The organism is Clostridium boliviensis (assembly GCF_033342255.1).
GTDB lineage: Bacteria > Bacillota > Clostridia > Lachnospirales > Lachnospiraceae > Lacrimispora > Lacrimispora boliviensis.
In genome coordinates, this window is record NZ_JAWONS010000099.1 from 168,079 (window position 1) to 180,429 (window position 12,351).

The 12,351-nt window shown below is 42.6% G+C and carries 10 protein-coding genes and 2 tRNA genes; 2 read left to right on the top strand and 10 right to left on the bottom strand.

The window, feature by feature from the left end:
- Positions 1 to 5: 5 nt before the first annotated feature.
- The 10 genes from RZO55_RS04400 to RZO55_RS04445 form a co-directional block, all read right to left on the bottom strand.
- A complete protein-coding gene (locus RZO55_RS04400; protein WP_318063079.1) occupies positions 6 to 1,676 on the bottom strand; it encodes a S8 family peptidase in 1,671 nt (556 codons plus the stop codon).
- A 38-nt stretch (positions 1,677 to 1,714) separates the two neighbouring features.
- A complete protein-coding gene (locus RZO55_RS04405; RefSeq protein WP_318063080.1) occupies positions 1,715 to 3,388 on the bottom strand; it encodes a S8 family peptidase in 1,674 nt (557 codons plus the stop codon).
- A gap of 100 nt (positions 3,389 to 3,488) precedes the next feature.
- Positions 3,489 to 5,162: a S8 family peptidase gene (locus RZO55_RS04410; RefSeq protein ID WP_318063081.1), complete on the bottom strand. Its 1,674-nt coding sequence runs from the start codon at positions 5,160 to 5,162 to the stop codon at positions 3,489 to 3,491.
- 96 nt (positions 5,163 to 5,258) lie between these two features.
- The gene (locus tag RZO55_RS04415; protein WP_318063082.1) at positions 5,259 to 6,542 is read right to left on the bottom strand and encodes a LysM peptidoglycan-binding domain-containing protein; all 1,284 of its coding nucleotides are present in this window, start codon (positions 6,540 to 6,542) and stop codon (positions 5,259 to 5,261) included.
- Between the two features lie 175 nt (positions 6,543 to 6,717).
- Positions 6,718 to 6,791: transfer RNA gene (locus RZO55_RS04420), tRNA-Val, on the bottom strand.
- Positions 6,792 to 6,797: 6 nt separating this feature from the next.
- Positions 6,798 to 6,870, bottom strand: a tRNA-Ala gene (locus RZO55_RS04425).
- A gap of 99 nt (positions 6,871 to 6,969) precedes the next feature.
- Positions 6,970 to 7,917: an NAD(P)-dependent oxidoreductase gene (locus tag RZO55_RS04430; RefSeq protein WP_318063083.1), complete on the bottom strand. Its 948-nt coding sequence runs from the start codon at positions 7,915 to 7,917 to the stop codon at positions 6,970 to 6,972.
- A 76-nt stretch (positions 7,918 to 7,993) separates the two neighbouring features.
- Positions 7,994 to 9,703 (bottom strand): flavin monoamine oxidase family protein, encoded by a 1,710-nt coding sequence (locus tag RZO55_RS04435; RefSeq protein WP_318063084.1) that lies wholly within the window; start codon positions 9,701 to 9,703, stop codon positions 7,994 to 7,996.
- 65 nt (positions 9,704 to 9,768) lie between these two features.
- A complete protein-coding gene (locus tag RZO55_RS04440) occupies positions 9,769 to 10,776 on the bottom strand; it encodes an ABC transporter substrate-binding protein (RefSeq protein WP_318063085.1) in 1,008 nt (335 codons plus the stop codon).
- Positions 10,777 to 10,850: 74 nt separating this feature from the next.
- Positions 10,851 to 10,997, bottom strand: coding sequence for a hypothetical protein (locus tag RZO55_RS04445; RefSeq protein ID WP_318063086.1), 147 nt, complete (start codon positions 10,995 to 10,997; stop codon positions 10,851 to 10,853).
- Positions 10,998 to 11,136: 139 nt separating this feature from the next.
- Between RZO55_RS04445 and RZO55_RS04450 the strand changes: the two genes are divergently transcribed.
- Positions 11,137 to 11,946 (top strand): Cof-type HAD-IIB family hydrolase, encoded by an 810-nt coding sequence (locus RZO55_RS04450; protein WP_318063087.1) that lies wholly within the window; start codon positions 11,137 to 11,139, stop codon positions 11,944 to 11,946.
- An 80-nt stretch (positions 11,947 to 12,026) separates the two neighbouring features.
- Complete coding sequence (locus RZO55_RS04455) at positions 12,027 to 12,326, top strand: YerC/YecD family TrpR-related protein (protein ID WP_097005014.1); 300 nt, start codon at positions 12,027 to 12,029, stop codon at positions 12,324 to 12,326.
- Positions 12,327 to 12,351 lie beyond the last annotated feature (25 nt).

The following is a 12,351-nucleotide window of genomic DNA, read 5'->3' on the forward strand; positions in this document are numbered from 1 at the left end:
ATGGATTATATATTGGTCAGCCTCCTAAACAGGTTATTTACATCCAGCCTGCCATAGCCCCAGATATTGTTTGGATAAATGATAGAACTATCACGTGCAGCACCCCGGATGAGCAGGCGGTTAACGTCATTTCCTGTCATGGAAGTGTAGTTTCCCCTGGGAATTGCCCATTCCAGAATCATGGCAATTGCACCGGCAGTATGAGCGGCGGCTGCCCCGGTTCCAGTCATGGTTCCGTAAAGATTGCCTGGCAGTGCACAGGGAATCTGATAACCGGGAGCTGCAATGTCTGGCTTCACTAATCCGTTTCTGGTATATCCTCTGCTGGATTCGATAAGGATACTGTCATTAAACTGGTTATAGGCAGTGACCGTCAGCTGACTGGGAGCATTTCCCGGTGCGGTAATCGTAGTGTCCGGATTTGGGTTTAAAAAAAAGGTGTCATTTGAAATGATGCCACCGGAAGGAAGCCAGGAATGGAATGACAGAGCCTCGTTATCAATACTCTGCACCCGGATGTTCCAGACGCCTGGCAGGGGATTGCGAAAACGGAGAAGAACCAGCTGGTCGCCGGTCTCTTCTTCAAATGTAAAATTATTTACCCATATTGTGCTGCCCGTAAAAATAAAATCAAACTTTCTGCAGGAATTGATCGTGGGAGAAACCGGCTGGGTTGATTCCCTGTTTGGAGTGGATACATCTACGGAAATGCGGCCAGGTGCATATGGCCAGATTTCCATAAAAAACGTAGGATCATTTTCTCCGATCCGTAATTCAATATTATCATAAAATGGCGGTTCTGTTATACTTCTGAAATAATGACGTCTGTCATTGCCTTCATTTCCTGCTGAAACAGAAATTCCGATTCCTGTCAGTCTCGCCAGATAGTTTAAATAATTACTTAATGCGCCTGTTCCGTCATGACCGCCCTGACTGCTCCCAAGAGCAATGCAGATGACCAGTGGACGGTTGGCTTTCTGGGCGTATTCTTCCAGGTAGCGGAGCCCCAGCATAATGTCCGATTCCTGATAGCATATTACATCCGGCGGCACAAATTGGATTTCTTTTAAGATTGGTTTGGGCTCTTTCAGCTTCACAACTACCAATTCTGCTTCCGGTACGACCCCGGAAAAAGAATTTTCCGGATTTTCCCTGCCTGCAATAATACTGGCAACCGAAGTCCCGTGCCCTATGGGATCTGTAGTTGGAACAATTGATAAGGGATCATCGGATCGTAAGGCAATGTTAATGGACTCTCTGCTGTATTCGGTACCGAAGGTAAAGCCTGCAGGCGGATTACCACTCTGAATGGTCTGATCCCAGATGGAGAGAATCCGGGTTGTATTGTCATTGTACAAAAATGCCTCATGCCTGTAATCAATTCCTGTGTCAATGATTCCGATAATGATACCTCTGCCCGTCAGATTCAGAAACGGATTCCTCTGAACAGCACCGATTCCTGACTTTTCTATGCTGATTGTAGAATTCAGCGTATAGAGAGACGGAAAGTTGTGGTATGGATATTCTCCTAACAGGCAGGGGGTGGAACCGGCTGCCTGTATGTGAAGCAGGGAATGCCTGAAATTAATCATGGTTATATTTTCTGAACCATAGACAGGGATAGAAATATTATTAATTATCAGATCATAATAATCGTTATCCAGAATCTTTTCCAAAAGACAGTCCCCCGGTCTGTTTTGTCTTATTTTGCTGATCACATGTTCGTAAGCTGTTTAAATACATGTTCGATGTCAAGCCGGCCGTAGCCCCACAGGTTATTGGGATACACATCGCTTGTTGAGCGATTTGCTGCTCTCATTATCAGTCGGTTAATATCATACCCGGTTAAATTCGGGTAATTTTCTTTGGAGACTCCCCATTGCATCACCATGACTGCAGCACCAGCCGCATGAGCGGCTGCGGCTGCAGTTCCGGAAATATTGCCGAATGAATTTCCGGGAAGTGCACAGGGAAGATGAAATCCGGGTGCGGCAATATCGGGTTTGACCATATTTATCCGGGTATAACCTCTGCTGGCTTGTGGAAGAACACTGTCATTATACTGGTTGTAAGCAGTAACCGTTAATTGACGTATACCATTTCCTGGCGAGGTTATGGTTACAGAAGCATCCGGATTCAGAAAGTAGGTATCATCGGAAAGGAAGGGGCCATTAGGAAGCCAGCAGTGAAAGGAGATCGGCTCTCCCTTTATGCTTTGTGCCCGCAGATACCATACTCCGGGCATTGGATCCTTCCACCGGATCAGAATAACCTGATTCCCTGTTTCTTCTTCAAAAACAATATTATTAACCCATATGGTGCTTTGTGTAAAGATAAAATTAAATTTTCTGCATTCATTAATAGCAGGATAAATTCTTTGTGTGGATTCTCTGTTTGGAGAGGAGATATCAATGGATATCCTGCTGGGTGCATAGGGCCAGATTTCCATCCAGAACTGTTTGTCTTTTTCGCTGATTTTCAGTTCAAAATCGTTATAAAAGGGAATGTTCGCTGTATTATTGTAATAATGCCTGGCTTTGTTACCTTCATTGCCGGCGGCTGTCACAAAGCAGATTCCCGGATTCCGGATTTTGGCAGTCATATAGCTGCTGATTGCACCGTTGCCGTCATGGCCTCCCTGGCTGCTTCCAAGACAGATACAAACTACAATGGGTTTAGCTGCGCGTTTGGATACAGACAGCATATAGGTCAGTGCCAGATAGATATCTGATTCCTGAAAACAATAGGCTTCTTCCGGAACTAAGAAAATATTTTTCAGATTGTTTTTTGCTTCCTTCAGCTTGACGATAACAAGCTCTGAGGAAGAAGCAATTCCGGTAAAAGCAGGATCCGCCGTGGTGGAACCTGCGGCAATGCTGGCAATGGCAGTACCATGACCGTTGCTGTCAATAGATGGAACGATGGAGAGCGGCTGAGGAGCTTTTAAAGCTTCATTAATCTGATCCTTATTATATTCACTTCCAAAGGTGAAGCCGTCCGGAACCGTTCCTTCCTGTATGGTTTGATCCCAGATGGAATAGATGCGGCTGGTACCATCAGAATTACGAAATACCATGTGCGAATAGTCGATTCCTGTATCAATAAAACCAACCAGTACACCCTCCCCTGTAAGATTTAAATTACTGTTTTGCTGAACGGAACTCATCTCTGTTTTTTCAAGGCTTACTGCAGATTCCAGTGTATATAAGGAAGGAAAGAAATTGTAAGGACGGGTTCCTAAATCACAGGGATCCTGGGATACTACGGGTATATGGAGCAGGGAGAAGCGTTCACTTACCGGGGTTACATTATCCCCGGTATTAAAAGAGGATATGAGTGTATTGCTGATAATCAGATCATAGTAATTATTGTCCAGTATTTTATTCAACAGAGGTCCTCCTATCTTTTGCTGAGGGCATATATGATATGTTTATGCAGAAGGAGTTCTATTATGAAAAGGGGAGACGGAATGAAAAATAGTTACACGGTCAGATGATGGTAAGCCGTTGAAACAGTTCGCTGATATCTAACATACCGTATCCCCAGACATTATTTGGATAGATTATGGATGACTCCCTTCTTGAACCGCGGGTAATCAGGCTGTTAACCGTATTTCCGGACAAGGTGGTGTAATGTCCCCTGGGAATTCCCCATTCCAAAATCATGGCGATGGCACCGGTGGTATGAGCAGCGGCAGCGCCTGTGCCCGTCAGCGTTCCATAGCTGTTTTTGGGTAATGCACAGGGGATCTGATAGCCGGGAGCACTGATATCTGGTTTTACCAGGTTGTTTCTGGCGTAGCCTCTGCTGGATTCAATCAGTATGCTGTCATTAAACTGGTTATAAGCTGTGACGGTCAGCTGGTGCATTCCATTTCCCGGACTCATGATGGTAGTATCAGGATTGGCATTCAAAAAAAAGGTCTCATTACTGATAAGATCGCCGGAAGGCAGCCAGGAATTAAAGGATATGGCTTCGTTTTCCAGACTCTGTATATCAAAGGACCAGATTCCTGGCATTGCGTTCTGATACCGGATTAAAATCAGCTGGTCACCGCTATCCTCTTCAAAGGACAGATTATTTACCCATAAAACAGTAGGAGTGAAGACAAACTTAAACTTTCTGCAATCCTTAAGACCAGGACGGACAAGCTTGGTTGATTCCCGGTTTGGGGTGGTAATATTGATGGATAGTCTGCTGAGAGCAGAGGGCCAGATTTCCATGGAAAACATGGGGTCTTTTTCGCCGATTCTTAGTTCAAAATGATTGGAAAAGGGGACCTGTTGTGTGGAGTTAAAGTAATGTCTTCTCAGATTGCCCTCATTTCCTGCTGAAACAGCGATTCCAATTCCTGGCATACGCACCAGGTAATTTAAGTAATAGCTGAGAGCACCGCTGCCGTCATGCGATCCCTGACTGCTTCCAAGAGCAATACAGACAGCGAGGGGACGGTTAGCCTTTTGCGCATAATCTACCAGATAAGTAAGGCCCAGGATAATATCGCTTTCCTGATAGCAGAGCTTATCCTCTGGGACAAAATATATATTTTTTAAATTTGTCTTCCCCTCTTTTAGCTTGACAATTACAAGTTCGGCATGAGGAACAATACCGGAAAAGTTTTTTTCATCCTCAGGTGTGCCTGCAATAATACTGGCAATCGCGGTTCCGTGTCCATTGGTATCTTGAGAGGGAACGATGGATAAAGGGTTATCTGAAGCCAAGGCCAGATTAATCATGCCCCTTGTGTATTCCGTTCCGAAAGTAAAAGCGCCAGGAGGTTCTCCATCCTGGATGGATTGGTCCCATATAGATAAAATTCGTGTAGTTCTGTCATGAAAGAGAAATGAAGGATGCTGGTAATCAATGCCTGTGTCTATGACACCGATAATAATTCCTCTACCATTCAGATTTAAGAAGGGATTGCGCTGTACAGCACCGATGCCTGATTTTTCGATGCTGATGGTTGAGGTGAGTGTAAATAGCGCTGGAAAGCTAAAATAAGGATATTTACCCAAAGTGCAGGGATCTGCGCTTTCCACAGGAGTATTAAGAAGGGAATGCCTGAGGTTTAGGGGGGTAATATTATCGCCAGTGCCGTATTGCGGGACAGAGACATTATTTATAATAAGATCATAATAATTATTATCAAGAATTTTTTTCAAAAAAGACCTCCCTTCGGATAAAAGGAGTATTTGTTTCATACTATTCAAAAAAAGGGAGAATATGTGAATCATGGTCGTATGGTGCAGCAAAGAGATCTACAGCTTCTGTATGTTGTACTGAGTATTAATTATGAACCACATCTGAGCATTAAATTTCATAATTGTCCAAAGAGACAGACCCAGAAGATTGTATTGTGTCACCAGCATAGTCTGTGCCTGAAAGCTTCTTGCATCATTAAACCATATGACATGTAAAATACCATCACTGTCCATATAATAGAAATAAGGTGATTGTGCCGTTTCATTAAACTGTATCGGTATGTTATTTATTGCAGCTATTTGAATTGCTCCGTCATTGCTGATAATATTAGCGCCTGTAACACCCGGAATATAAGGCAGTTCCCAATCATAACCAACCGTTGTGAATCCCAGTAATATATCTTCAGATGGAATGTTTGAAACTGCATAATTCAATAAATTAATTAATATATTAACCGGAAATATAGAGCTTGGATAGCCAAACGTTGTCGCCCAATCGTAGGAGGCAAATATGATTTTGTCTACATATTGAAATAATTCTGTATAGTTCAGTTCTTCAAGACTGATACCAGAGGTGTTAATGTTCGTAACAGGTGTAATAGTAATAAATATTTGATAGCCTTCTGGATGAAATATATCAGAGGCTTTCTTTAAATATGCAGAAAGTTTGTCGAGATTGTGGAACGAGATTTCTTCGATATAAATATTTATGCCATAATAACCTTTATTTTTTAGTATTTGCAGCGAGTTTTCAATAAGCAGGTCCTGTATCAAAGAATCATTTAAAATGTTATAGTTAGTTCTACGATTTATCTTCCCATCCTGGGTGATGGTTGAAACAAACATAATTGGTGCAACACCATATGATAATGCCATCTGGACCAGTTCCGTGTCGTCACCAGCAGGAATTATTTCCCCTTTGTCTGTCGCTGTATAATTAAATATTGACAGATAAGTCAGATAAGGAAGAGTTTTCTTCAAAACTGCTTTATCGATATAGGAAAAAGTATATCCGTTGGTAGCGATGGTTCTTGTTTTCTTCGTCTGATATGTAATCACAATAGTTTCTCCAGGGTTCAGATAGTTACGGTCTGAAAGTGTGGGGTTGTTCCTTAAAAGATCCATAACGGTAACACTGTACTGCTTTGCAATACTCTGCAAAGTATCACCGGCTCGAACTGTGTAGACTGTTTCTGGCTGAACAATTACAATCGTCTGGCCAATTGCTAAATTATCCGGGTTTGTGATGCCGTTTTCTATAATTAATCTGTCAACTGGGATATGATAATATTCAGATATTGAAACAATAGTTTCACCGGGTTGAACAACGTGTATGATCATGGCTTCCCTCGTATTCTTATTAATACAATTATATGCGCATCTTTCATGATATTTCTTCCCGAATGAAATATTTCAGAGTTTGTTGGAAAAATATGCTGGCAGACAAATATAACAAAACCACCGGAATCCCCTGCATATACAAGTGATCCCGGTGTTTTGGCTGTTTATAGAAAAATGGAAGTAATGGGGCTCGAACCCATGACCTTTCGCGTGTGAGGCGAACGCTCATCCCGGCTGAGCTATACTTCCATTTCGTGGAGATAGCGAGACTCGAACTCGTGGCCTATGCGTTGCGAACGCATCGCTCTCCCAGCTGAGCTATATCCCCTTGTCTAAATTATAGCATGAAGATTCTGAATTACAAGTATAATTTGTACAAATTGAAAAAAAGAGGCATCTAAATACACGATGCCCCTCAGGTTTATTCTTATAGAACTTTATTAATCTGATCGCCTTCCATCCACTTTTTCAGATTCTCAAATACAATATCTGCTCTTAACTTCATGGACTCTGCAGAAGCAAATGCGATATGAGGAGTAACGATGGTATTCTTGCTGTTTAACAGTGGGTGGGCAGTATCAATGGGTGGTTCGTTCTCAAAAACATCGATTCCTGCGCCTGCAAGAAAGCCGCTGTTTAGAGCCTCTGCAAGGGCTTCAGAATCCACAACAGGACCTCTTGCAGCATTAATGATAAACGCTCCACGTTTCATTTTGGCAATTGTATCCCGATTGATCAAATGACGGGAATCTTCATTCAATGGACAGTGGAGACTTACGAGATCGGAGCTTGAAAGGAGTTCTTCCAGAGATACAAATTCCATGAAGTCCGGTTCATTTCCACTGATGTTTCGCTTGTATCCGAGAACGCGGCATCCAAAGGCTTTGCAAAGCTCTGCAGTCCTTGTTCCGATTGCACCGGCTCCGATAATTCCCACTGTTTTTCCTCTTAGTTCGCAGCCTACCAGACCATCTTTTGTCTTTCCTTCCCGGCAGCGGGTATCTGTCTTTATCACATTGCGAAGTAGTGAGAGCATAAGACCTAATGTCAGCTCTGCTACAGCTTCCGTTGAGTAACCGGCAGCATTGCTCACTGCGATATGTTTGTTTTCAGCAGCTTCCAGATTCACATGATCAACACCTGTAAAAGCAACATCTATAAATTTTAAGCTCTTACATGCACTTATTACTTCTCTGCTCAGAGGCATATTAGCAATCATGATGACATCGGCATCCTGAGCTTCTTCAATCTGAACTTTCGCATCCGTATTCTTTTCAAAAGCTTTAAAGCTATGACCTGCATCGATGAATGGCTTTGCATATTCGTTCAGCAGGCTGTCTGGAATTCCAAGAGATTCTAATAGTACGATATTCATATGTATCACTCCGATCATTCATTTAATTACAGGATTTATAAAATGATCCTGTAAAAATAATTATAGCACCAGACCACTAAATAAAAAAGGAATAATCAGGTATTTTTGCCTGCTGTCTGTGAAAAGAGCTGGCCAGCTGATTGGCAGCATTCATACCCGTATACAATGCCCCCTGCATCCAGGCATGCTTTGTGGACAAATGTTCACCGGCGAAGAAAATCCTCTGATTAAATTCGGGCTTTTGCATTTCATAAGCAAACAACTGTTTCTGACCTGGGAGTGCCTCAGCAAAAGCCCCACGGTTATAAGGCTCATTATCCCAAACTACTGTCTTATGGTCTGCCACAACGGAATCTAAGAATCCTCCTGGTAATCCGTGTACTTCCTCCACGCTTTCTTTTATATATTCAAATCGAAGATTTTCTTTCATATTTCCTACTCTAGTCGCATTCATATGATAATTATAGGAAGCGATCAGTACACCAGGTTCATTGGGCGAACAGGAAGAAAGATCCGGACATAGAAGGTGATCTCCCGGATAGAAGATGTATTGAATCGGAAGATCTGTCCGTGAAAATCCTCCTACCATTCGTCCATAATCCGTATCTTGTTCCCAAAATCGTTCTCTGCATAAAAAGAAGGTCTTTTGTGAATTCGTATAATTATACTCTAAAATAGCCTGCATTTTTCGATTGCTGAAATATGGCTTGATGTCCACTTCCCTCAGAGTGGAGTAAGGGATTGCACATACAACGTAATCATAAGCATCGGCAGTGCTGCTTAAATCCTGTACATTGCGGTGGGTCAGTACAATCTTGCTGCTGTTTTGCATCTCATAAATGCCTGTTACCGTCTGACCGGGCCAGTAAGTAACTGTACCCAGACTGGAGGATGGAATCGCTTGATATTGGGGTGGTTTGTCAGTAAAGAAAGACTGGATAAAAGCATATGGCAGGTTTACAATTCCCCCCTCTATGGTATAGGTGTTACGGTAGTCCATGGTATACTCTTCCTGAACAGTTTCCGCGTAACTGATATCAAGTAAAGCTCCCGTTCCCGGATCCACTCCTGAGATCAGGCTGATTGCTCCCTGGCTCAATCCCAGATTTTCCAGAGTCTGCCGGACGGAATAGTTTGCAAGAGTCAGGTATTCTGGGGAATAATTCGGTAGAATCTGTATTAGCTCTGAACGGATATCAGGAGGAAGCTGCATCATCGGATATAAAAAGGCATAGTCATTGAGCTCCGGCCAGGGAGTGTTTCGCTCCTGGGGAGTTAAATTGTACAGGGGATAAAGGATCTCCTCAATGGAGTCTGTTGTTCTCAAACGGGTATTATGAACATATAAAAAGTTGTTGCGTTTCCTTAAAGACAGAGGAAAGGTATTTAAGCCGAACAAATTGATGTAGTGCCAGGTGGTTTGGTGGGTAACCGGTATTCTGTGAGCGCCGAATTCGTTATAATATTTACCTTCCTCATCAAAATAGTATGTATAAACTCTTCCTCCGATTCTGCTGTCATTTGCCTCCAGAATCGTAATATCGGCTCCCAGCTTTCGAAGCTCGAATGCAGCAGATAAACCGGCCAGGCCGCCGCCTATCACGCCGATTTTTACACCTTTTAGTTCTCCAGGCTGTGCATAATTTGTAATATCCGGGGGAGGACTCAGTAAACGGACAATATATTCATAATCTTCTGATCGGCCAGCCGTTTCCAATGAATTTTTAATCATTTCCAGCCGTTGTTCATTAGTGGGATTCAATACCTGATTCAGTTGAATATCCATAGATAATACCTCATAATGTCAATGTCAAGGGGACAATTGCTTTTTGAATTGTCCCCTTGATTGGTTTATTTTACTGCCTTCTCAGAAAATTCTGTTGTTACCAATTCCTCATAAGGAACACGGTCTTTCAGCTGACCCGCCTCCTCCAGAATATTCTCTAAAAGTTCAAAGCTGTCTTTGTTAAAAACAGTATCTTTTTTCCATGTATCCTGTGCTTTGTAACGGTCTACAATGGCTGCAATGGTTTTTACGTCGGTTTCCTTAAACTGGGGCTGTATTACCTTTGCAATTTCTTCAGATGAGTGGGAATTTACGTATTTCAGGCCTTTTTGAATTGCATTGGTGAATTTCTGCACTGCCTCTGGATTCTTTTCCAGAAAACTCTTTTTTGCGCTGTAGGCAGTGTAGGGAACATAACCGGAGTCCACGCCGAGAGAGGCGACTACAAAGCCGTTTTCTTCTTTTTCCAGTCCAGTGGCAAACGGCTCAAATTCAACGGTATAATCAGCGTCATCGCTGGTAAAGGCAGCGGCTGTCAAACCAAAGCTGATGCTTTGGTCAATGGTGAGATCAGCAGCAGGATCAATTCCGTTCTTTTTCAGAATGTATTCAAATACCATTTGGGGCATTCCGCCGGCTCTGCCTCCCAGTACTTTTTTCCCTTTTAAGTCCGTCCATTTAAAATCAGGCTGTTCGCTTCTTCCTACAAGGAAATTGCCTGCCCGCTGTGTCAGCTGGGCAAAATTAACTGCGTAATCCTGGGAACCGTTAGCATAAGTATAGATTGAGGCCTCTGAGCCCATAAAGCCGATATCCGCATCACCGGATATGAGAGCAGTCATAACCTTATCAGCGCCGGCTCCGTTTACTAAGGTCAAATGAATGCCCTCGTCCTCAAAATACCCCAGTTCAATGGCTGCATACTGGGGAGCATAAAAGATGGAATGGGCAACTTCATTTAATTTGACCGGTGTTAAGTCCGACGAATCAGCTTTTGAACCACAGGCGGTTAAACTTAGCAATGACACTCCGGTAAGAATGGCCATTATAAAAGAGTGACAGGCTTTTCTCATAAAATCCTCCTTATCAAATCTTAATACTACATTGTATTGCCGTTATATAGGAAAGTACCTTGTCTTAAAAAAATTTAAAGTATAAAGATCTGGGCGGATACATGGAAAAAAAGAGGCCTGATTTGTTTCCTGGACGTTGTTCTGCATCCGGACAGGCATCCGGCGACCATAAATGCGGTTAAAAAGATTGCAATTACTTTTTTCATTTGATTCTCCTCCATTCATCCTCCTAATAAAATCCTATGATGTCTGACAGGCAGAGTTTACGATGGAATGGATATTTTCTTATTTTAAGATGGTATATGCGGTAAAACTGTGATATACTGCTATAGTAAAATTTACAAAAGCAGGAGAAATGCAATGAAATATCGAATGATAGTGCTTGATTTGGATGGGACGCTGACGAACCGGGATAAAGAGATCACACCCAGAACAAAAGAAGCACTTTTTAAATTGCAACGGTTGGGCGGAGTGATTGTTTTGGCTTCGGGCCGTCCAACTTATGGAGTCATGCCCATTGCAAGAGAATTAAAGCTTCATGAGACTGGCGGTTATATCTTATCCTTTAACGGAGGACGCATCATAGACTGTAAAACGGGTGAAACCATTTTTGCAAAGGAACTGCCGGTTGCTTCCAACCAGAAGATCATTCGCATGGCGAAGGAATATGGTGTGAATATCTTAACCTATGAAGAGGACTTAATCATAACCGGGAATGCAGACGATGAGTATGTAGGTAAAGAATCTGCAATTAATAAGCTGGAGGTCAGGGAAGTGGAAGATATGGAAAGCTACGTAAGCTTTCCTGTGGTGAAATATCTGATGCTGGAAGAGGGAGACTATCTTGCTATGGTAGAGCCACGGGTTAAGGCAGCACTGGGACGTGATTACAGCGTATACCGGTCTGAACCGTACTTTCTTGAGATTCTGCCAAAAGGGATTGATAAAGCAGCAAGCCTGGAGCGGCTTCTTTTAAAACTTCATATGAGCCGGGAAGAGATGATTGCCTGCGGCGACGGCTACAATGATTTGTCCATGATCCGGTACGCCGGGCTTGGTGTGGCCATGGAGAATGCAGTTTTACCTGTGAGAAAGGCGGCTGATTATGTGACTGCTTCCAATAATGATGACGGTATTGCTTTGGTAGTGGAAAAATTTATGCTTTCCTGATATCTCAAGGGGTGGATTTTATAACGTTAATATGTTAATATACAGATAGACCATAAGGAATAAAAAGGGGATAGATCTCAATGAATAAAAAAATTAAGACAGATGCAGTTGACCATCTGTTTGAAGCTATTTTAACCTTAAAAACACCGGAGGAGTGTTATACGTTTTTTGAGGATGTGTGTACAGTCAATGAGTTGTTAAGCTTATCTCAAAGATATGAAGTGGCAAAGATGCTTCGTGAAGGCAGAACTTATCTGGAAATTGCAGAAAAGACAGGAGCTTCCACTGCGACCATCAGCCGTGTGAACCGTTCTTTAAACTACGGCAATGACGGATATGATATGGTATTTAAGCGTCTGGAAGAAAAGAAAGAGATATAATAAAGCAGGGGACAAGTCCGTTTTC